21 protein-coding genes are annotated in these 19863 nt (G+C 65.5%); 11 read left to right on the top strand and 10 right to left on the bottom strand.

The features are described from left to right. Positions 1–29: 29 nt before the first annotated feature. Both K7G81_RS00770 and K7G81_RS00765 read left to right on the top strand, forming a co-directional pair. Complete coding sequence (locus tag K7G81_RS00770; protein ID WP_223028841.1) at positions 30–3083, top strand: TonB-dependent receptor; 3054 nt, start codon at positions 30–32, stop codon at positions 3081–3083. A gap of 139 nt (positions 3084–3222) precedes the next feature. Continuing rightward, a complete protein-coding gene (locus K7G81_RS00765) occupies positions 3223–4548 on the top strand; it encodes a sugar porter family MFS transporter (protein ID WP_223028840.1) in 1326 nt (441 codons plus the stop codon). A gap of 153 nt (positions 4549–4701) precedes the next feature. On the opposite strand, the gene K7G81_RS00760 is transcribed toward K7G81_RS00765, so the two are convergent. The 8 genes from K7G81_RS00760 to K7G81_RS00725 all read right to left on the bottom strand — a co-directional run bounded on the left by K7G81_RS00760 (position 4702) and on the right by K7G81_RS00725 (position 11446). Then, a complete protein-coding gene (locus K7G81_RS00760) occupies positions 4702–5115 on the bottom strand; it encodes a Ros/MucR family transcriptional regulator (RefSeq protein ID WP_223028839.1) in 414 nt (137 codons plus the stop codon). 106 nt (positions 5116–5221) lie between these two features. After that, positions 5222–5698, bottom strand: coding sequence for a ribosomal protein S18-alanine N-acetyltransferase (gene rimI / locus K7G81_RS00755; protein WP_223028838.1), 477 nt, complete (start codon positions 5696–5698; stop codon positions 5222–5224). Beyond that, positions 5695–6324, bottom strand: a complete 630-nt coding sequence (gene tsaB / locus K7G81_RS00750) for a tRNA (adenosine(37)-N6)-threonylcarbamoyltransferase complex dimerization subunit type 1 TsaB (protein ID WP_369412000.1) — start codon at positions 6322–6324, stop codon at positions 5695–5697. The genes rimI and tsaB overlap by 4 nt, the downstream gene beginning before the upstream one ends. Positions 6325–6340: 16 nt before the next feature. Then, positions 6341–6940, bottom strand: a complete 600-nt coding sequence (locus K7G81_RS00745; protein WP_223028836.1) for a malonic semialdehyde reductase — start codon at positions 6938–6940, stop codon at positions 6341–6343. A gap of 32 nt (positions 6941–6972) precedes the next feature. Continuing rightward, positions 6973–7548 (bottom strand): NifU family protein, encoded by a 576-nt coding sequence (locus K7G81_RS00740; protein WP_223028835.1) that lies wholly within the window; start codon positions 7546–7548, stop codon positions 6973–6975. Between the two features lie 42 nt (positions 7549–7590). Beyond that, positions 7591–8406, bottom strand: coding sequence for an aspartyl/asparaginyl beta-hydroxylase domain-containing protein (locus K7G81_RS00735; protein WP_255586460.1), 816 nt, complete (start codon positions 8404–8406; stop codon positions 7591–7593). A gap of 130 nt (positions 8407–8536) precedes the next feature. Further along, a complete protein-coding gene (locus K7G81_RS00730) occupies positions 8537–10327 on the bottom strand; it encodes an AMP-dependent synthetase/ligase (protein ID WP_223028834.1) in 1791 nt (596 codons plus the stop codon). Between the two features lie 84 nt (positions 10328–10411). After that, entirely contained in the window at positions 10412–11446 is a 1035-nt protein-coding gene (locus K7G81_RS00725) for a quinone-dependent dihydroorotate dehydrogenase (protein WP_223028833.1), read from the bottom strand. A 253-nt stretch (positions 11447–11699) separates the two neighbouring features. On the opposite strand from K7G81_RS00725, the gene K7G81_RS00720 reads away from it, so the two are divergent. From K7G81_RS00720 to K7G81_RS00680, 9 genes are all read left to right on the top strand, one after another. Continuing rightward, a complete protein-coding gene (locus K7G81_RS00720; protein ID WP_369411999.1) occupies positions 11700–12554 on the top strand; it encodes a helix-turn-helix domain-containing protein in 855 nt (284 codons plus the stop codon). Positions 12555–12620: 66 nt separating this feature from the next. Then, positions 12621–13067 carry an SUF system Fe-S cluster assembly regulator gene (locus K7G81_RS00715; protein ID WP_223028831.1) on the top strand — a complete coding sequence of 149 codons (447 nt, stop codon included), beginning with the start codon at positions 12621–12623 and terminating at the stop codon, positions 13065–13067. Next, positions 13054–14517, top strand: a complete 1464-nt coding sequence (gene sufB / locus K7G81_RS00710; protein WP_223028830.1) for a Fe-S cluster assembly protein SufB — start codon at positions 13054–13056, stop codon at positions 14515–14517. Before K7G81_RS00715 ends, sufB begins: the two co-directional genes overlap by 14 nt. After that, positions 14514–14852 carry a hypothetical protein gene (locus K7G81_RS00705; RefSeq protein WP_223028829.1) on the top strand — a complete coding sequence of 113 codons (339 nt, stop codon included), beginning with the start codon at positions 14514–14516 and terminating at the stop codon, positions 14850–14852. Before sufB ends, K7G81_RS00705 begins: the two co-directional genes overlap by 4 nt. Further along, the gene (gene sufC / locus K7G81_RS00700; protein WP_223028828.1) at positions 14839–15582 is read left to right on the top strand and encodes a Fe-S cluster assembly ATPase SufC; all 744 of its coding nucleotides are present in this window, start codon (positions 14839–14841) and stop codon (positions 15580–15582) included. The genes K7G81_RS00705 and sufC overlap by 14 nt, the downstream gene beginning before the upstream one ends. Positions 15583–15784: 202 nt before the next feature. Next, positions 15785–16864, top strand: coding sequence for a SufB/SufD family protein (locus K7G81_RS00695; RefSeq protein ID WP_223028827.1), 1080 nt, complete (start codon positions 15785–15787; stop codon positions 16862–16864). A gap of 143 nt (positions 16865–17007) precedes the next feature. After that, positions 17008–18201 (top strand): cysteine desulfurase, encoded by a 1194-nt coding sequence (locus tag K7G81_RS00690; protein WP_255586459.1) that lies wholly within the window; start codon positions 17008–17010, stop codon positions 18199–18201. Continuing rightward, complete coding sequence (locus K7G81_RS00685) at positions 18198–18665, top strand: SUF system Fe-S cluster assembly protein (RefSeq protein ID WP_223028826.1); 468 nt, start codon at positions 18198–18200, stop codon at positions 18663–18665. The genes K7G81_RS00690 and K7G81_RS00685 overlap by 4 nt, the downstream gene beginning before the upstream one ends. Beyond that, positions 18665–19018 carry a HesB/IscA family protein gene (locus tag K7G81_RS00680; RefSeq protein ID WP_223028825.1) on the top strand — a complete coding sequence of 118 codons (354 nt, stop codon included), beginning with the start codon at positions 18665–18667 and terminating at the stop codon, positions 19016–19018. Before K7G81_RS00685 ends, K7G81_RS00680 begins: the two co-directional genes overlap by 1 nt. Here the strand turns inward: K7G81_RS00680 and K7G81_RS00675 are convergent. Both K7G81_RS00675 and K7G81_RS00670 read right to left on the bottom strand, forming a co-directional pair. After that, a complete protein-coding gene (locus K7G81_RS00675) occupies positions 19015–19329 on the bottom strand; it encodes a DUF1905 domain-containing protein (protein WP_223028824.1) in 315 nt (104 codons plus the stop codon). The two genes, K7G81_RS00680 and K7G81_RS00675, sit on opposite strands and share 4 nt — an antisense overlap. Then, on the bottom strand, positions 19326–19778 hold the full coding sequence (locus tag K7G81_RS00670; RefSeq protein WP_223028823.1) for a MaoC family dehydratase: 453 nt from the start codon (positions 19776–19778) through the stop codon (positions 19326–19328). Before K7G81_RS00670 ends, K7G81_RS00675 begins: the two co-directional genes overlap by 4 nt. Positions 19779–19863 lie beyond the last annotated feature (85 nt).

Raw genomic sequence — 19863 nt, 5'->3', positions numbered from 1 at the left:
GCCCGCAACGGGGCGTTGGGAGGATGATGATGACGGCACGAAAATTCGCAACGCGACACCTGCGGTTCGCCGCCGCGCTGATGGTCGGCAGCGCGGCGTGCGCGCTGGTTACGACGCCGCTGCAGGCGCAGCAATCCACCGCGGCGCTGCGCGGGGTGATTACCGACAATGGTCAGCCCGCCGGCACGCAGGTGACCGCGGTCAATGTCGACACCGGCTATCGCAGCGTCTCGCCGATCAACAACGGCGCGTATAATTTCGCCGCGCTGCTGCCCGGCCGCTACCGGCTCGACGTCACGACGGCGACCGGCCAGCGCCAGACCGACGTCTTCACGCTGACGGTCGGCCAGAACGCGCAGCTGAGTTTCGATCTGTCGCAAGGTGCGCCGGCGGCCGCGGGCACTGCCGAGCCCAATCCAAACGCCCCCGCCGAGACGGCCGAGAATGCGCCGCCGGGCGGCGACATCATCGTCACCGGCAATCGCATCAAGTCGCTCGATGCCGGCTCGGTCGGCGTCACGATCAGCCAGCACCAGATCGAGGCGCTGCCCCAGAACAACCGCAACTTCCTGGCGTTTGCGGACCTTGCGCCGGGGGTGCAGTTCATCTCGGATGCGGCCGGCAACACCTCCCTGCGCGGCGGCGCCCAGCAAGCCAATGCCGTCAATGTTTTCATCGACGGCGTCAGCCAGAAGGACGACATCCTGAAAGGCGGCATCACCGGGCAGGATTCGACGCAGGGCAACCCCTTCCCGCAGCTCGGCATCGCCGAATACAAGGTGATTTCACAGAACTACAAGGCCGAGTTCGATCAGGTTTCGTCCGCAGCGATCACCGCCGTCACGAAGTCCGGCACGAATACCTTCCACGGCGAAGCGTTCTTCGATTTCTCTAACCAATCGCTACGCGCCAAGACGCCGCAGGAAAAGCATGACGGCGTGCCCAAGGTGAAGACGCGTGACGAGCAGTTCGGCGCGGCGCTCGGCGGCCCGATCATCAAGGACATGCTGCATTTCTTCGTGACCTATGAAGGGAAGCGCATTCAGTCACCGGTGACGATCACGCCGCCCTCCGGCGTTTCACTCGATACGATCCCCGATCCGTATCGCAACGCGTTCGGCGAGTTCAACAAGACCTTCAATGAGGATCTCTATTTCGGCAAGCTCGATTTCGAGCCGACCGATGCCGACCTGTTCGAAGTTTCCGGCAAGGTCCGCCGCGAAACCGGCCTCGCCGCTAACAACGGCCAGGAAGCCGTGTCGACCGCAACGGCACTGCGCAACAACGAAACGCGCATCCTGTTCCATTACCAGCATACCGCAAACGCCTGGGTGAATGACCTCAAGGTCGAATGGCAGAAGAGTTCGGACAAGCCGTCGCCCAACGTCAACGCTACCCAATATCAATTTTTCACCGGCGCCGCGGTGGGCGATCGGCCGTTGAAGACGCGGATTCTCAGCTATGGCGGCGGCACCAATTATCAGAACAAGGGCCAGCGCGGCTGGACAGCGCAGGACGACTTCACCTATACCGGGCTTCAGGGCAGCACCATCAAGCTTGGCGTGAAGGCGCAATGGCTGCAACTGCGCACGATCGCGCAAACACCCTATAACCCGATCTATTATTTCGATGCCGATTACGGCAGCAGCGGTTTCAACGATACCCTGCCCTACCAGCTTTCGTTCGGCGTGCCCGCCGAGGGCGGCAGCGGCGGTTACGTCAAGAGCAACGATTTCCAGCTCGGCCTATATATCCAGGACGATTGGGATCTTACCGACCGCTTCACCGCCAATATCGGCATCCGCTGGGATTACGAACGCGACCCCGATTATCTGAACTATGTTACGCCGGACGACGTCGTCTCCACGTTGCGCAACTGGTCGAACCTCGACAACGCCAATTACAACCTCGACGACTATATCTCGACCGGCCACAACCGCCATGCGCGCACCGGAGAATTCCAACCGCGCATCGGCTTCACCTGGGATATCACGCCGAATGGCCGCTTCCAGCTGTTCGGCGGCTATGGCCGCTCCTATAACCGCAACCAGTTTGACTTCATCTCGCTCGAAAATCTCCAGGGCAGCTACAAGTCGGTTCAGTACCAGTTCGATACCGGCGATCCGCAGCATCCGTGCGAGGCGGGTGGCAGCTGCATCGCATGGGATCCAGCCTATTTGACGCAGGAAGGCCGCGACATGCTGGCCACCAGCACGTCCGGTGGCAACCGCGAGATCGATCTGCTCAACAACAATCTCAAGGTGCCTTTTTCCGACCAGTTCAGCATCGGCGTGCGCGGCCGCTTCGGCAGATTCCATGCGGAAGTCGGCTATACGCACGTCGTCAGCCAGGACGGCTTCGTCTGGCTGCTCGGCAACCGCCGCCCGGACGGCACTTTCTTCATCCCCGGCAGTGATAATAAGTCGAGCGCCAGCCAGCCGTGGCAATATCAGCCGCCGGGCTTCAACAACAACCTGCTGCTCGGCACCAACGGCATGACCACGAAGCTCGATCAGCCGTATATCAAGCTCGACAAGGACTATACCAAGGCGTCTCCCTGGAGCCTGGCCGTCACCTACACGATGTCGCTGGCCGAGGAGAACCGCCAGTCGGGCAATCAATATGCCCTCGATTATCCGAGCATCTACGCTTACCCGCTCCTTCGCGCGCTTGGGACGCCGAAGCATCGTCTCGTCGCCACCGGCAGCACCGATCTGCCGCTCGGCTTCATGCTGTCGGGCAAATTCCTGCTGCAATCGCCCACATACGTCTATGGCACCACGCTGGCCGACGTGCCCGATCCGCAGAACTATCCCTCAGTGCCGATGACGACGCAGGGCAAGGGGCCGTGGGTCAAGCAACTCGACCTCGCGCTAACAAAATATGTCGGTCTCGGCTTCCTGCATGAAGGCAGTCAGATCAGACTGCGCGCTGACGTGTTCAATGTGTTCAATACGCACAATTATGTCGGTTACATCAGCAATCCTGGCTCGCCCGATTTCGGCCAGCGCGACCCCAACAATTACGATATCGGCGGCTATCCGCCACGCACTTTCAAGTTCACAGTGGGCGTCAGCTTCTAGGACGCGCCTCTATCGCCTTCTTTTGGGCGGCCGAGCGATCGGTCGCCCTTTTTCTTGGCCCGAGCAATATATAAACCGAATTGCATAATTCACCGTCGCGTGCTTGCGTGGCGCGGCCAACGACAAGAAGAGGATGGACATGGCTCGATCGACGCGAACGGTATTCGCCGCAGCCGCCGGCACCGCGGCGCTGGCCGGGTTGCTGTTCGGCTTCGATACCGCTGTCATCTCCGGCGTGACGCAGGCGGTCGCCGATCGTTTCGCGCTCGATCAGGTGCAGCTCGGCACCACTGTCTCGGCGGCGTTATGGGGCACGCTGATCGGCGCGATGACCGCCGGCGTGCCGGGCGACCGCTTCGGGGCGCGCGCCGTCCTGCGCGTGCTCGCCGCTTTCTACGTCGTCTCCGGTCTCGGCTCGGCACTCGCCTGGGATTGGGGATCGCTGCTCGCGTTCCGCTTCATCGGCGGGCTGGCGATCGGCGGATCGTCGGTGCTGGCGCCGGTCTATATCGCCGAGATTTCACCGGCCGCGCGGCGCGGCTTGCTGGTCGGACTGTTCCAGCTGGCGATCGTCGTCGGCATCCTGGCCGCTTATGTCAGCAATGCCGCGGTCGGCGCGCTGGCGGCGGGCGATATGATCTGGCGCTGGAAGCTGGGCGTTGCCGCTGTCCCGGCGCTGATCTTCTTCATCCTCCTGTTCGGCATTCCGCACAGCCCGCGCTGGCTGGCCGGCAAGGGCCGCGATCCCGAGGCGCTGCGGGTGCTGGCATCGATCGGCGACCCCGATCCGCGCGCCGCACTCGGCAGCTTCCACGCCGCCGCCGAAGAGGAAGCCGCGCGCGATGGCCAGCGGCTGCGCTGGGCGGCGCACAAGCGGCCGATGCTGCTCGCGATGCTGGTCGCCGCGTTCAACCAGCTCTCGGGCATCAACGCGATCCTTTATTATCTCAACCAGATCTTCGCCGACGCGGGCTTCGCTTCAGCCGATCTGCAGGCGATCATGATCGGCCTCGCCAATCTGATCTTCACGCTGATCGGCATGGCGCTGATCGATCGCATCGGGCGCAAGACGCTGCTGTTGATCGGCGGCACCGGCACCGCGATCTGCCTCGCACTCGCCGCGCTGGCGCTGGGCGGCGCGATCCCGCGCGTTGTGCTGCTGCCGGCGCTGATCGGCTTCATCGCCTTCTTCGCGCCGAGCCAGGGCGCGGTGATCTGGGTCTATATCAGCGAGGTGTTTCCCTCGGCGGTCCGCGCGCGCGGGGCGGCACTTGGCGCCGGCACGCACTGGCTGCTCAACGCGGTGATCGCGCTGGCCTTCCCGATCGCTGTCGCCAGGCTGTCGCCGGCGATGCCATTCGGCTTCTTCGCCGCGATGATGCTGTTGCAAGTGATCGTCGTCGCCCGTTTCTTCCCCGAAACCAAGGGCGTCACGCTCGAGGAGATCGAGCACAGCATGGCGTAGGGTGTGCGGGGATTCAGCGCATGGCGGGCTGCAAAGCGCGGCTGTTCGTCTCACCCTGGACTGAGCCGCCGCATACCTTCGAGCGGCTCACCCAACGCAAAAAGGCCGGCGGCGGATCGCTCCGCCACCGGCCGCAAGATCATCGGCGATGTCTCAGCGCTTGCCGCGCTTGGTGCCGAGCCCGATCTTCTTGGCGAGCGTGCGCCGCTGCTCGGCATAATTCGGCGCGACCATCGGATAATCGGCGGGCAGCTTCCACTTCGCGCGATATTCTTCCGGCGTCATCTGATAATGCGTCATCAGGTGCCGCTTGAGCATCTTCAGCTTCTTGCCGTCTTCGAGGCAGACGATGTAATCGGGCTTGATCGACGACCGGATCGAAACCGCCGGCTCCTGCGGCACCTCGGGTTCTTCGGCCGGCGTGCCCAGTCCTGCCAGCGCGCCGTGGACATTCTGGATCAACAAGGGAAGATCAGAGACCGCAACGCTGTTGTTGCTGACGTGCGCTGCAACAATATCCGCGGTTAGCGTGACAAGCGTTTCCTGCATGTCGGCGGCATTATCCATGACATTCCTTTCGATCCGAGAATAACGGCTTATCCCCCGTGTGCGGCTTCTATCGGATCACACCATTACGAAATCAAGGGATAATCGATGAATCGCGCAATAAAGATCAACGCAAAATTGTCTGGAATGTCTGCGCGTCGAAAGACTTTCCGTTCGATCCGCGATAATAATTGCGCCGCTCGCCGATTTTTTCAAATCCCGCAAGACGATAAAGCGCAATGGCTTCATTGCCCGCGCGTACCTCGAGGTGCATCTTGCCGACCCCGCGGTGCCCGGCCTCTACCATTGCCGATCGCAACAATTGCCGCCCCACGCCGCGCCGCCGCATCGCCGGTCGCACGGCGAGCAACAGCAGCTCAGCCTCGTCGAGCACCGCGCGGGTCATCGCGAACCCGGCGACCGTACGGTCGGCCTCGGCGATCGTCAGCCACACGCCGGGCATCGCCAGCACGCCCGCGACCTGGCTCGCCGTCCATGCCTCGCCGAACCGCGCGTCGAACGCGTCGCGCATCACCCGGTCGACCGCGCCGAGATCGGTCATCGCGCCGGGCCGCAGCGTAATCATCGCCACCGACGCGCTCATGCCGGCGGCTGCGCCATCGGCTTGGCATCGGGCGCGCGGCCATAGATCGGCCGCGGCGGCAGGCCGGCATATTGCGCGGGAAGCAGCAATGCGTCCGCCGCATTGGGCAATGCCGGCCCCAGCGTGCGGCTTTCGTCGATATCGTCGAGCCAGCGCACCCCGCTGCCGATCACCGGCCGGCCGCCGATTGCGGCGAGCACCGCCGCCGGCGGCAACGAGGCCAGCGGCGCGAGCGGGGCGAAGGGGGAAGCGGCGTACGGCTGCATGAAGAGTTCTCCATGCCCGCCCTCCATCACGACGGCAAGATCGCGGTGCCCCGGATGCGCGGCAAATCCCGCCGCCGCGATCAGCGCGGTCGAGCTGTAACCGGTCACCGGCACGCCCCAGGCGAGCCCGAGGCCCAGCGCCGCCGCCAGCCCGACGCGCACGCCGGTGAAGCTGCCCGGCCCGCAATCGACCAGGATGCGATCGGCGCGCCCGCCGTCGGGAAGCTGGGCGACCATCGGCAGCAGCCGCTCGGCGTGGCCGCGCCCCACCGTGTCATGCGCCGCGGCAAGCACCGCGCTATCCTCGATCAGCGCAGCCGAGCAGGCCGCCGTCGCGGTATCGATGACGAGCGTGCGCACTGCGAAACGGGCCGTCTCAATCGATCCGGTTGAACGTCTCGAAATCCGGGCGCGGCAACCGGCCGAAGATCGTCGCGGGATCGCCATGGCCGAGCGTCGAGATGAAATTGGCCTTCACGCTGGGCCGATCGGCGAAGAAGGCCGCGTTTACCTTGTCCGGATCGAACCCCGACATCGGGCCGGTATCGAGCCCGATCGCCCGCGCGGCGATGATGAAATAGGCGCCCTGCAACGACGAGTTGCGGAACGCATGATCGTGCCGCACCGGCTGCTTGTCGTCGCCGTCGAACCAGCTCTTGGCGTCGACATGCGGAAACAGCCAGGGCAGTTCCTCGTGGAAATTCTCGTCCATGCCGATCACCACCGCGGCCGGCGCCTTGCGGATCTTGTCGGGATTGTTGCCCGTCGCGCAATCGGCCAGCGTGTCCTTCGCCTGTTGGCTCAGGCACCAGACGAACCGCGCCGGTTGCTGGTTGGCCGAAGTCGGCCCCATCTTGAGCAACTCGTAGATCGCGCGGATTTCCGCCTCGGTCACCGGCGCGTCGGTATAGCCATTATAGGTGCGCGCGGTGCGGAAGATTGTGTCGAGCGCGGCGTCCGAGAGCTTCTCGCCCATGATATTCCCCTTGTTGTGACGATAAACGCGAGTCAGACCGCGCGAACCTCGGTGACTTCGGGCACGTAATATTTGAGCAATTGCTCGATGCCGTTCTTGAGCGTCGCGATCGACGACGGGCAGCCGGCGCAGGCACCCTGCATCTTGAGATAGACCTTGCCCTTGTCGAAGCCGCGATAGACGATATCGCCACCGTCATTGGCGACAGCGGGGCGCACGCGCGTCTCGATCAGGTCCTTGATCTGGACGATGATGTCCTCGTCGGCAGGATCGTCGGCAAAGGCTTCCTCCTCGGCCGGCACCGCAATGCCCGCGGCCGAGCCGGGCATGAACAGCGGCATATTGGCCGAGAAATGGTCGAGCAGCAGCGTCAGCACGTCGGGCTTGAGCACCGTCCAGTCGACGCCCGGCGCCGCCGTCACCGAGATGAAGTCGCGCCCGAAGAACACGCCGGTCACGTCGCCCAGCGCGAACATCGCGGTCGCCAGCGGCGATGCCTCGGCCTCCTCCGGGCTGGCGAAATCGCGCGTGCCGGCCTCCATCACGGTGCGGCCGGGCAGGAATTTGAGCGTCGCCGGATTGGGCGTCGGTTCGGTCTCGATCAGCATGGCCTCCATGTGGCGGGGCCGGGCGCTGCGATCAAGAGCCGCTCATATATCGAGTTGCTTCATCGCGGCATTCCAGGCCAGCACGTTGTCGCGCGCTTCCCGGACGAAGGCCGAACGGCGGGCGATGCCGAGGAAAAGATCCGCAAACCACTTGCCCGGCCGCCTGAGCGGCCGCTCGAACTGGATCAGCAGAACGACGCGGTTTCCGCCAGTCTCGTTCCACACTTCATGACGATAGGTATCGTCGAACACCAGCGTCTCGCCCTCCGCCCAGCGCACGACGCGATCGCCGACACGCATCCTGACGTCGCCGTCGCGCGGCACGATCAGCCCCAGGTGGCAGGTGATCAGCCCCTTGGAAACGCCGCGGTGATCGGGAATGTGCGTCCCCGGCGCGAGGATCGAAAAGAACGCGCTGACGAGGCCCGGCACCTCGGCGACCAGCCGCGCGGTTTTCGGGCAGCGCGCCAGATTCTCCTCGATCGGAAAGCCGTATCCCCACAGGAAGAACGATCGCCACATACCGATTTCGGCAATGGCGCGATGATCCGGCGAGATCGTCGCCAGCGACGGCGCCGCGCCCTCGCGCAGCGCGACCGCGATCGCCTCGTCGCGGATCGCCTGCCAATCGTCGCGCAGCAGCGCCGTCCAGGGGAAATCGCGCACATCGAGCACGGCATCGTTGGCGACTTGCGAGGATGAGGCGATCAGCCGGTCGAACAGCCCGCGCAAATGCTTGCCCACCCGCACGATCAACGGCCGCCCCGGCTCGGCAGCCAGCGACGCACCGGAAGCCGCGGCCATGTCATGAAACCGTGCTGCCGATATCGCCTTCTCGATTGCTGCCGTGTCGCTCATGCCCGCTACGCCTTGCATGCCGACTCGCGGGCATGCCGCGCCGCACCGGAGCCGGTCACGGAGGCGGCGCCTAAGCCCGCTCTACGTCGAAATCATGGCAAAACACGGCGATACTGGGCCGGCCGGGCAATCAGCCTCGATACAATGCGTCGAGCCGCTCGCCATAAGCGTCCTTCAGCACATGCCGTCTGATCTTGAGCGACGGCGTGAGCTGCTGGTTCTCGATAGAAAAGGGTTCGTCGGCGATGATGAAGCGGCGGACACGCTCGATCTGCGATATATCGGCATTGACGCGCTCGACCGCCTTGCCCAGCGCGGCGCGATAATCGTGGTTCTGCGCCAGCGCGGCGAAATTGCAGGCATCGCCGTTCTTCGCGCACCACTCGGCGGTCCATTCGGGATCGGGCACCAGGGCAGCGACCATATAGGGCTTGCGATCGCCCCAGATCATCGCCTGCATGATCTCCGGCTGCAGCGTCAGCATCCCCTCGATCTTCTGCGGCGCGACATTGTCGCCCTTGTCGTTTACGATGATGTCCTTCTTGCGGTCGGTGATCTTGATCCGGCCGCGCTCGTCGATCAGCCCGATGTCGCCGGTGTGCAGCCAGCCATCCTTCAAGACGCGCTCGGTCTCGGCCTCGTTGCGCCAATATCCGTGCATCACGAGCTCACCGCGCACCAGGATCTCGCCGTCCTCGGCGATCCGCACCTCGGTATCGGGCAGCGGCGGGCCGACCGTATCCATCCGCAAGCCCGCCGACGGCCGGTTGCACGAAATCACCGGCGCCGCCTCGGTCTGGCCATAGCCCTGCAGGAAGGTGAGGCCGAGCGACTGGAAGAAGATGCCGATCTCGGGATTGAGCGGCGCGCCGCCCGATACCATCGCCTTCATCCGCCCGCCGAACCTTTTGGCGATCTTGGGCTTCAAGGTGCGATCAAGCAGCAGTTTGAGCGGGAGGTCGGTCAGCTTCGAACGCCCCTCGTAATCGCGCGCGCCGACCTCCTGCGCCTTGTCGAGCAGCCAGGCTGCCATCCCGCCCTGTTTCTCCACCGCCTTGGAAATGCGCGTGCGCAGCACCTCGAACAGCCGCGGCACCACCACCATGATCGTCGGCTTCGTCTCCTCGATATTCGAGGCGAGCTTCTCCAGCCCTTCGGCATAATAAATCTGCGCGCCGAGCCCGATCGGGAAATGCTGCCCGCCGGTATGCTCATAGGCGTGGCTGAGCGGCAGGAACGAGAGGAACACCTCGTCCTCCCAGCCGAAATCCTCGGCGATGACCGCAGTGCAGCCGGCGACATTGTGCAGGATCGCGCCATGGTGTTGCATCACGCCGCGCGGGGCGCCGCCGGTGCCGCTGGTGTAGATGATGCAGGCCAGATCCTCGCGCCCGAAATCGGCTTCGAGCGCGACCGCATCGGGCTCGGAGGGGTGGCGATTGATCAGCGTCTGCCAGTCGTGAAAGGCAACGTCGCCCGATTGCGCGAACCGCATCTCCTCGATGCCGATCACGATCTGCGCCTGCGAGGCGCGCATCACCGCCGGCATCAGCGTCTTGGCCAGCTTCGCGGTCGAGACGATCACCGCGCGCGCGCCCGAATTCTCGATGATGTGCGTGTGGTCGCGCTCGGTATTGGTGGTGTAGGTCGGCACCGTCACGCAGCCGGCGGCCATGATCGCGAGATCGCTGATGCACCATTCGGGGCGATTCTCGGCGACCAGCATCACGCGATCGCCACGCTTCAGCCCGATATGGCGGAGCGCGGTGGCCAGCGCCGCCACGTCGCGCGCTGCCTTGGCCCAGCTCGTCGAGACCCAGCGATCACCCTCCTTGTGCCACAGGAACGGCTTGTCGCCGCCTTCGCGCGCGCGGGCGAAGAACATCGTCACGAGATTGGGAAAATGCTCGAGGCTGCGCAAGAAAGGCTCTCCTGGAATGCGGGCCGGATCATCCGGTCTCGCGGGCGAGCCTAGCGGCGATTGCCATAGTGGCAAGACGCTACGTCACCCAGCGCCTATGGCGTCTCCAAGGCGGGCGAATCCGTCACGCCGCAGCCGCTCGGCGAGTCCCTTCGCGATGCGCGACGCCAGCCCCGGCCCTTCATAGACCAGCGCGGTATAGAGCTGAACCAGGCTGGCGCCGGCGCGGATGCGCGCATAGGCCTCCTCGGCGCTGTCGATGCCGCCGACCGAGACCAAGGGAATCCGCGCCCCGCTCGCCGTGCGGAAGTCGGCGAGCCGCTGCCGCGACAGGGCCGCCAGCGGCGCGCCGGAGAGGCCGCCCGCCTCGCCGGCATTGGCCGAGCGCAGGTCGGGCCGCGAGATCGTCGTGTTGGCGACGATCAGCGCATCGATGCGGTTGTCGATCGCCGCCCGGACAATCGCATCGATCGCCGGCGAATCGAGGTCGGGCGCGACCTTGAGGAACAGCGGCGTGCGCCCGCGCGCCTGATCGCACGCCGCCAGCAGCTCGGCGAGCGCGTCGCCATGCTGCAGGTCGCGCAGTCCCGGCGTGTTGGGCGAGCTGATGTTGATCGTCACATAGTCCGCGACCGCCGACGCGCGGGCCACCCCGCTACGATAATCGGCGATCCGGTCGGCACTGTCCTTGTTGGCGCCGACATTGACGCCCAACACGCCGCGTCGCCGCGCCCGCGCGATTCGCGGCAGCGCCGCCTCCAGCCCGCCATTGTTGAACCCCATGCGGTTGATCACCGCGCGATCCTCGACCAGCCGGAACAGCCGCGGCCGCGGATTGCCGGGCTGCGGCTTGGGCGTCAGCGTACCGACCTCGACCGCACCGAAGCCCAGCGCGAACAGCCCGGTGATCGCGCGCGCATCCTTGTCGAGCCCGGCGGCGAGCCCGACCGGATTGGCGAAGCGCAGCCCGGCAACCTCGCTCGCCAATATGGCGTCATCGCGGCCCGCGTGGAGCGGCGCGCCCACCCGACCCCACGCGGCGAGCATGTCGATCGTCAGGCGATGCGCGCGTTCCGCCTCGATCCGGGACAGCGTGCGATGAAAAAAAGCGTCGGTCATCACCTTGCCCTTGGCATTCCGGGCAACGGCCGTCAAAGCGCCCGCCGAAACAGGCGCGCGCCGCACCGCCCCGTCGAATCCATCCAATACTGCGGCTCGATTCGTGCTATTTCGATACCTGCGACCCGAGGACTCCTCGATTCGTTCGAGGGTTCCTACACTTACGGCCTGGCTGTTTATGCGGCCAGGCCGCTTTTCTTCGCCCCTTTGCTCCTGTAGAAAGAACAGGTCCGATTGTAACGGGGGCGAAATCGTGCCGGACATCAGGCTCGACTATGCGGTGCCGGGTGCAGACCTGGCCGAATACGTGAGCCTCTTTTATTTGTTCGAGGCCGACGTTCCCATGTTCGAGGATACCGAGCGCGCCGATCGCGCCCAGATCCGTTTCCGCCTCAATCCGATCGACGCCGAATATCGCTTTCCCGACGGATCGGTGCAGCCGGCACGCGGCGCGCATGTCATCGGGCCGACCACCGGCGCGGTGACGGTGCGGACGCCGGGCCCGGTTCGGGTATTCGGCGCCGGGATCACGCCGTGCGGTTGGTCGGCGCTGATCGGTGCCGACGCCTCGACGATGGTCAATCGCGTGGTTGCGGCCAACGAGTTGCTCGGCCCGGCCTTCGACGGCGCCGTCGCCCGGCTCGCCGCCGAAAACAACGTCGCGGCGATGTCGGCGATCGCCAGCGCATTGTTCGCCAGCTTGCTCGATCGCGACGATTACGGCGCGCTGTCCTTCGTTCGCGCCGTGGATGCGTGGCTCACCTCGTGCGATTCGCCCGATCTGAGTGATCTCGTCGCCAAGACCGGGCTGTCGCGCCGTCAGGTCGAGCGCAAGTGCAACGCGCTGTACGGTGCCCCGCCCAAGCTGCTCGCGCGCAAATATCGCGCCTTGCGCGCGGCGGTCGCACTCGCTTCCGGCGAACAATCGCTCGACGAGGTGATCGATCGCGGCTTCTACGATCAGTCGCATTTGATCCGCGAGATCAAGCAGTTCACCGGGCTTACGCCGCGCCAGATCAAGGCCGATCCCCCGCTCCTGTCGCGTCTCACCATCGCCCAGCGCCACGCGCTTGGCGGGCAGGTCGATCCGCTGATCAGCGACACCTGACGGGGTTGACGCGCGCGGCGCGCGCGCCCATCTGCCAATCAGACAGATTCGATCCGATTAGGAGCCATGCGTCTTTCGAGCCTTGCCGATTACGCGGTCGTGATGTTGACCGCCACCGCGCGCCATTGCGGCGCGCGCGGCCGCTTGAACGCGACCCTGCTGGCCGAGCAGACCGGCCTTCCCCTCCCTACCGTCCAGAAGCTCGTCAGCCGCTTGTCGGCCGCCGGCTTGATCGAGACGGTGCGTGGCACCGGCGGGGGCTTACGCCTCTCGCGTCCGCCGGCGACGATCAGCCTCGCCGACATTGTCGAGGCGGTCGAGGGCCCGATCGCGATGACCGCATGCGTCGATCACGGCGCGCACGATTGCAGCATCGAGCATGTCTGCTGCGTCAAACCGCACTGGACGATCGTCAACCAGGCCGTCAAAGGCGCGCTTGCCGGCGTGTCGCTGGCGTCGCTTTGCACCCCGCCCCAAACACATGAAGTAGGAATGGCTCATGGCCACGCGTAACGCCGAGGCGCTCGCCGCCGCCAACAAGAAGTACGAATGGGGCTTCTCGACCGAGCTCGAACAGGAGTTCGCGCCCAAGGGGCTGAGCGAGGACACTGTCCGCTTCATCTCCGCCAAGAAGGGCGAGCCCGAGTGGATGCTCGACTGGCGGCTCAAGGCCTATCGGATGTGGGAAGGCATGACCGCCCCCGACTGGGCGAAGCTCAACGTGCCCCCGATCGACTATCAGGACGCTTATTACTACGCCGAGCCCAAGAAGAAGCCGACGCTCAAGTCGCTCGACGAACTCGATCCCGAGATCAAGCGCACCTACGAAAAGCTCGGCATCCCGATCGAGGAGCAGAAGGTGCTCGCCGGTGTCGAGGGCGCGCGCAAGGTCGCGGTCGACGCGGTGTTCGACTCGGTTTCGGTCGCCACCACCTTCCGCAAGGAGCTGGAGGAAGCCGGCGTCATCTTCCTGTCGATCTCCGAGGCGATCAAGCAGCACCCCGCGCTGGTCAGGAAGTGGCTCGGCAAGGTCGTCCCCCAGCGCGACAACTACTTCGCCACGCTCAACAGCGCGGTCTTCTCCGACGGCACCTTCGTCTACGTGCCGGAGGGCGTGCGCTGCCCGATGGAGCTTTCCACCTATTTCCGCATCAACGCCGAGAATACCGGCCAGTTCGAGCGCACGCTGATCGTCGCCGACAAGGGCGCCTATGTCAGCTATCTCGAAGGCTGCACCGCCCCGATGCGCGACGAGAACCAGCTCCACGCCGCGGTGGTCGAGCTGGTCGCATTGGACGATGCCGAGATCAAATATTCGACCGTCCAGAACTGGTATCCCGGCGACGAGAACGGCAAGGGCGGCATCTACAATTTCGTCACCAAGCGCGCGCTGTGCCAGGGCAAGAACAGCAAGGTGAGCTGGACCCAGGTCGAAACTGGCAGCGCGATCACCTGGAAATATCCGAGCTGCGTGCTGTCGGGCGAGAACAGCGTCGGCGAATTCTATTCGGTCGCGGTGACCAACAACCGCCAGCAGGCCGATACCGGCACCAAGATGATCCACCTCGGCAAGAACAGCCGCTCGACGATCGTCTCGAAGGGGATCAGCGCAGGAGCCAGCGACAACACCTATCGCGGCCTCGTCCGCGTCGGGCCGACTGCTGAAAACGTCCGCAACTTCACCCAGTGCGACAGCCTGCTGCTCGGCGACCAGTGCGGCGCGCACACCGTGCCCTATATCGAGGTCCGCAACCCGAGCGCGCAGATCGAGCACGAAGCGACCACCTCGAAGATCAGCGACGACCAACTGTTCTACGCAATGAGCCGCGGGCTCGACAGCGAGGCGGCGGTGGCGCTGATCGTCAACGGCTTCGCCAAGGAGGTGCTCCAGCAACTGCCGATGGAGTTCGCGGTCGAGGCGCAGAAGCTGCTGGGGATCAGCCTTGAGGGGAGCGTCGGGTGATTAGTTTGCTGGCACTGCAGTTGGCCGTCACCTTGTCGAAAGCTGATGAGGCTTCCTTCAAAGATTATCGCGATTGCGTGATGAAACAAGTCGCGTCCGCTGATTTAGCTAAGGAGAACAACCAGATCATCGAGGCGGCACGGAAAAGCTGCGACGATGACCTGCTTGCTGCTGGCATGGAGTTGGCCGCGGACGATGCGGAAAAGCAGGCAGGCGGCAAGAAGCTGAGAGCCGACGCCGACACTCGCATGAAACTGATGGAAAACGAAATGACCGCCGATGCGCTTAGCGCGCTCGTGGATCGACGCACGAAAGCCCAAAATGCTCAAGATTGAAAACCTCCACGCCGAGATCGACGGCAAGCCGATCCTCAAGGGCCTCTCGCTCACCGTTAACGCGGGCGAGGTGCACGCAATCATGGGGCCGAACGGCGCGGGCAAGTCGACGCTCGGCTATGTCCTCGGCGGGCGGCCGGGCTATGAGGTGACCGCCGGCTCGGTGACGTTCGACGGCCACGACCTGCTCGATATGGACACCCACGATCGTGCCGCCGCCGGCCTGTTCCTCGGCTTCCAATATCCGGTCGAAATCCCCGGCGTCTCCAACGTCCAGTTCCTCCGCGAAGCGCTCAATGCGCAGCGCAAGAGCCGCGGCGAAGCCCCGCTGTCCGGCGCCGAGTTCCTCAAACTCGCCCGCGCGCAGGCCGACCTGCTCGGCATGAACCAGGAGATGCTCAAGCGCCCGGTCAATGTCGGCTTCTCGGGCGGCGAGAAGAAGCGCAACGAGATGGTCCAGATGGGCATCATCGCCCCCAAGTTCGCGATCCTCGACGAGACCGATTCTGGCCTCGACATCGACGCGCTGAAGGCGGTCGGCGAAGGCATCAACCGCATCATGCGCGCCCCCGACAAGGCGGTGCTGCTGATCACCCACTACGAACGCCTGCTCGAATATGTCGAGCCCGACCATGTCCACGTGCTGGTCGACGGCCGCATCGTCCGCTCCGGCGGCCCCGAGCTCGCCAAGCAGCTCGAAGCCGAAGGCTATGCCGAGGTGGCGGCGTGATCGTTTCAACAATTCCCCTGTGTTCCCGCGCGGGCGGGAACCCAGAGCCCCAGGCGCTCCGCTCGAAACCCTGGGCTCCCGCCGCCGCGGAAGCACGGGAAAGCGCCGAAGGCGCAACTCCTTTCCTCTGCGCCTCCGCGTCTCTGCGCGAATCAAATTCATTGTTCGCGCAGAGACGCGGAGACCCAGAGAGGACGGCGCGATGACCACCCTCACTCTCCCCTCCAGGCGTGAGGAAGCCTGGCGCTGGTCGAAGCTCGACGCGCTTCGCGCGCTGGCGGACCAACCGCACGGCACCGCCCTCATTGCCGACGACCATTTCATCGGCCTCGGCGGCCCGCGCCTCGTGTTCGTCGATGGCGTCCTCGACGCCGATCGCAGCACCCCCGGCCGCGTCCGCGTCGAGCCGCTCGACCTCGCCACCGATCACCCGCTGGGTAAGCAGGCCACCGGCCCCGGCTGGCGCCTCACCCTCGACACCGACCAGGCGACCGACCCGATCGAGATCGTCCACATCGCCACCGGCGGCGCCAACCACCTCCCCGCGCGCATCACGCTCGGCGAGGATGCCGCCGCCACGATCGTCGAAACCTATGTCGGCGCCGGCTGGTCCAATCGGCTGACGCAAATCACCCTCGCCCGTTCCGCCCGCCTGATGCGCTCGGTTCGCATGCTGCAAAGCTCAGGCTTCATCTCCCACCGCGACGAGGCGCAGGTCGGCGAAGGCGCCAGCCTCGTGTCGATCTTCCTCGGCGCCGGCGGCATGGACTGCCGCGTCGACGGCGCGCTTCACTGCACCGGCGCTGCCGCCTATGCCGAAATGGGTGGTGCGCTCCTCACCCAAGGCGAGCAGAATCAGGAAGCCGCGGTGTCGCTGCGCCACGATGCGCTCGACGGCCAGAGCCACCAGACGTGGCGCGCCGTCGCCAAGGACCGCTCGACCGCCAGCCTCGCCGCCCGCGTCGAGGTCGCCCGCGGTGCGCAGAAGACCGACGGCGAGCAGAGCTTGCGCGGCCTGCTGCTCGATCGCACGTCCACGATCAACCTCAAGCCCGAGCTCGAAATCTTCGCCGACGATGTGAAGTGCGCCCACGGCGCCACCGTCGGCGAGCTCGACCGGACGGCGCTGTTCTACTTGACTAGCCGCGGCATCGCTCCTGCCCGCGCCAAGGCGCTGCTCACCCGCGCCTTCGTCGCCGACGCCCTCTCGCGCATCGGCACAGAAGCCGTGCGCGACGCCTTCACCGCCGACGCCGACCGCTGGCTGGAGCGCGCGTTGTGAGCGAAGCAACCAAAATCCTCCCCGGCACGGGGAGGGGGACCAGCGAAGCTGGTGGAGGGGGTGCGCCACATAGCGCATCGCTTGCGGATAGCCCCCTCCACCACGCCTCCGGCGCGGTCCCCCTCCCCGTAAACGGGGAGGATTTGGCTCTCGACGTGCTCGCCGATTTCCCGGCGATTCCCGAAGGCTGGGCCTATCTCGACACCGCCGCCACCGCGCAGAAACCGCGCCCCGTCATCGACGCGATCACCCGCGCCTATGGCGAGACCTACGCCACCGTCCATCGCGGCGTCTATCAGCGCTCCGCCGACATGACGCTCGCCTATGAGGCTGCCCGCAAGCGCGTCGCCACCTTTCTCAACGCGCGCTCGCCCGACGAAGTGGTGTTCGTCCGCGGCGCGACCGAAGGCATCAATCTCGTCGCGCATAGCTGGGCCGGCACCCACCTCAAGGCCGGCGACCGCATCCTCCTCTCGACGCTCGAGCACCATTCGAACATCGTCCCCTGGCAGCTCGTCGCCGAGCGCACCGGCGCCGAGATCGACGTGATTCCGCTGACGATGGACGGCCGTATCGATCTCGACGCGATGGCCGACATGCTGACGCCCCAACACAAGCTGGTCGCGCTGGGGCATGTCTCCAACGTGCTCGGTTCGATCCTCGACGCGCGCCACGCCGCCGACCTCGCGCATGCAGTCGGCGCCAAGCTGCTGCTCGACGGCTGCCAGGCGGTGCCGCGCCTCGCGGTCGACGTGCAGGCGCTCGACTGCGATTTCTACGTTTTCTCCGGCCACAAGCTCTACGGCCCGACCGGCATCGGCGCGCTCTGGGCGCGGGCCGAGCTGCTGGAATCAATGCCCCCCTATCAGGGCGGCGGCTCGATGATCGACCGCGTCACCTTCGAACGCACCACCTACGCCCCGCCCCCCGGCCGCTTCGAAGCAGGCACGCCGCACATCGTCGGCGTCGTCGGCCTGCACGCCGCGATCGATTACGTCGAATCGATCGGCCTCGACCGAATCCACGCCCACGAAACCGCGCTCGTCCGCGAAACCCGCGAGGCGCTGGCTGGCCTGAACAGCGTCACCGTGTTCGGCCCCGAGGACTCCGCCGGCATCGTCAGTTTCGCCGTCGAGGGGGTTCATCCGCACGATGTCGCCACCATATTGGACGAAGGCCAGGTCGCGATCCGCGCCGGCCATCACTGCGCGCAGCCGCTGATGGAGGCGCTGGGGGTCGAGGCCACCGCGCGCGCCAGCTTCGGCGTCTATAACGGCCCGCAGGACGTCGCCGCACTGGTCAAGGGTATCGAACGAGTAACGAGGATCTTCGGATGAACGAAGAGCGCAAGATCACGGTGGAAGAAGTCGAGTCGGTCGTGGCGCCGCCCAAGGCGCGCGTCGAAGAAAGCGCGCGCCAAACCTTCGAGCGCAAGCGCGACTATCTCGACGGTTTCCTGTCGCAAAAACCCGCCGCCGAGCCCGCCGGCGAGCCGGGCGGCGCGCTCTACGAGGCGGTGGTCGAGGCGCTGAAGGAAATCTACGACCCCGAAATCCCGGTCAACATCTACGATCTCGGTCTGATCTACGGCGTCGACGTCACTGACGACGGCCATGCCGCGGTGACGATGACTCTCACCACGCCGCATTGCCCGGTGGCGGAATCGATGCCCGGCGAAGTCGAACTCCGTGTCAGCGCCGTCCCCGGCATCGCCACCGCCGACGTCAACCTCGTCTGGGACCCGCCCTGGGACCCGCAGAAGATGTCGGATGACGCCAAACTCGAACTGGGAATGCTGTGATGGCGACCACCACCCGCCAACGCCCCGCCGCGGTCATCCTGACCGACAAGGCCGAAGCCCGCATCGCCGAGTTGATGGCGAAGGCCCCGGCCGACGCGATCGGTGTCAAGCTCTCGACCCCGCGCCGCGGTTGCTCCGGCCTCGCCTATTCGGTCGATTACGTCACCGAGGCGAACCCGATGGACGAGCGCATCGAGACCCCCGGCGGCACCTTTTTCGTGGATGGCGCCTCGGTGCTCTACCTGATCGGCTCGACGATGGACTGGGTGGAGGACGATTTCACCACGGGCTTCGTGTTCAACAATCCCAACGCCACCGGCTCCTGCGGCTGCGGCGAGAGCTTCACCGTCTAGCCCGGCGCGGTGATCCGCATCGTCATGGCGACGGTGTCGCCGAGATCGGCGCCGGCCTGCTTGCGCACCGCGGCCTTGAGCGGCAGCAAATAGCCGCCGTCCTTCGGGAACAGCGCCGTGGTAAAGGCGACATCGGCCACCGAGGCTTCAACGGGCACGCACCCCCAGCCGTAACTCGCGATCCGCGCCGCCCAGCGGACCTCGCCGATCCGATCCGCCGGTATCGCCACGAAATAAAAAGGCGCCGGCCCGCGCCAGTGGATCACCTCCGCCGCGAACGCGATATCGAGGAGCGGTTCGCGCCCGCTCATCCATTCGTTCGTCGCAACAGCGCCGTCCGCAGGCATTCGCACACCACCTCGTCGCGCTGGTTGAGCATGCGGTGCCGCCACGTCACCAGCCCGGCATTGGGCCGCGACTTGCTCTCGCGCATCTCGGTCACTTCGCTGGTGGCGCGCAGGGTATCGCCGATGAACACCGGCTTGGGCATCACCAATTTGTCGTAGCCGAGATTGGCGACCAGCGTGCCCATCGTCGTCTCGCCAACCGTCAGGCCAACCATCAGACTGAAGGTGAAGGTGCCGTTCACGAGGATCTGCCCAAACTCGCTGGCCTTCGCCGCCTCAACGTCGAGGTGGAGCGGCTGCGGATTGTGCGTCATCGTCGTGAACAGCAGATTGTCGGTCTCGGTGACGGTCCGCCGCAGCGGATGCTCGATCACCTCACCGATCTGCCATTCGTCGTAGAATTTGCCGGTCATTCAATCCTCCCCGGCACGGGGAGGGGGACCATGCGGAGCATGGTGGAGGGGGCGTCCCGTCGGGCCGAGCGCTGGAGGCCCGCCC

It is taken from the genome of Hephaestia mangrovi (assembly GCF_019880555.1).
Classification (GTDB): domain Bacteria; phylum Pseudomonadota; class Alphaproteobacteria; order Sphingomonadales; family Sphingomonadaceae; genus Sphingomonas; species Sphingomonas mangrovi.
This window is presented reverse-complemented; position numbering and strand designations above follow the sequence as displayed.

What these genes read in the sequence shown, in the direction of transcription:
- rimI (WP_223028838.1), bottom strand. Translation starts at nt 5,698, where the DNA reads ATGAGCGCGTCGGTGGCGATGATTACGCTGCGGCCCGGCGCGATGACC.
- K7G81_RS00715 (WP_223028831.1), top strand. Translation starts at nt 12,621, where the DNA reads ATGCGTCTTTCGAGCCTTGCCGATTACGCGGTCGTGATGTTGACCGCC.
- K7G81_RS00760 (WP_223028839.1), bottom strand. Translation starts at nt 5,115, where the DNA reads ATGGATAATGCCGCCGACATGCAGGAAACGCTTGTCACGCTAACCGCG.
- sufC (WP_223028828.1), top strand. Translation starts at nt 14,839, where the DNA reads ATGCTCAAGATTGAAAACCTCCACGCCGAGATCGACGGCAAGCCGATC.
- K7G81_RS00765 (WP_223028840.1), top strand. Translation starts at nt 3,223, where the DNA reads ATGGCTCGATCGACGCGAACGGTATTCGCCGCAGCCGCCGGCACCGCG.
- K7G81_RS00670 (WP_223028823.1), bottom strand. Translation starts at nt 19,778, where the DNA reads ATGACCGGCAAATTCTACGACGAATGGCAGATCGGTGAGGTGATCGAG.
- K7G81_RS00725 (WP_223028833.1), bottom strand. Translation starts at nt 11,446, where the DNA reads ATGACCGACGCTTTTTTTCATCGCACGCTGTCCCGGATCGAGGCGGAA.
- K7G81_RS00770 (WP_223028841.1), top strand. Translation starts at nt 30, where the DNA reads ATGACGGCACGAAAATTCGCAACGCGACACCTGCGGTTCGCCGCCGCG.
- K7G81_RS00675 (WP_223028824.1), bottom strand. Translation starts at nt 19,329, where the DNA reads ATGAGCGGGCGCGAACCGCTCCTCGATATCGCGTTCGCGGCGGAGGTG.
- K7G81_RS00745 (WP_223028836.1), bottom strand. Translation starts at nt 6,940, where the DNA reads ATGGGCGAGAAGCTCTCGGACGCCGCGCTCGACACAATCTTCCGCACC.
- K7G81_RS00735 (WP_255586460.1), bottom strand. Translation starts at nt 8,406, where the DNA reads ATGAGCGACACGGCAGCAATCGAGAAGGCGATATCGGCAGCACGGTTT.
- K7G81_RS00740 (WP_223028835.1), bottom strand. Translation starts at nt 7,548, where the DNA reads ATGCTGATCGAGACCGAACCGACGCCCAATCCGGCGACGCTCAAATTC.
- K7G81_RS00685 (WP_223028826.1), top strand. Translation starts at nt 18,198, where the DNA reads ATGAACGAAGAGCGCAAGATCACGGTGGAAGAAGTCGAGTCGGTCGTG.
- K7G81_RS00695 (WP_223028827.1), top strand. Translation starts at nt 15,785, where the DNA reads ATGACCACCCTCACTCTCCCCTCCAGGCGTGAGGAAGCCTGGCGCTGG.
- sufB (WP_223028830.1), top strand. Translation starts at nt 13,054, where the DNA reads ATGGCCACGCGTAACGCCGAGGCGCTCGCCGCCGCCAACAAGAAGTAC.
- K7G81_RS00680 (WP_223028825.1), top strand. Translation starts at nt 18,665, where the DNA reads ATGGCGACCACCACCCGCCAACGCCCCGCCGCGGTCATCCTGACCGAC.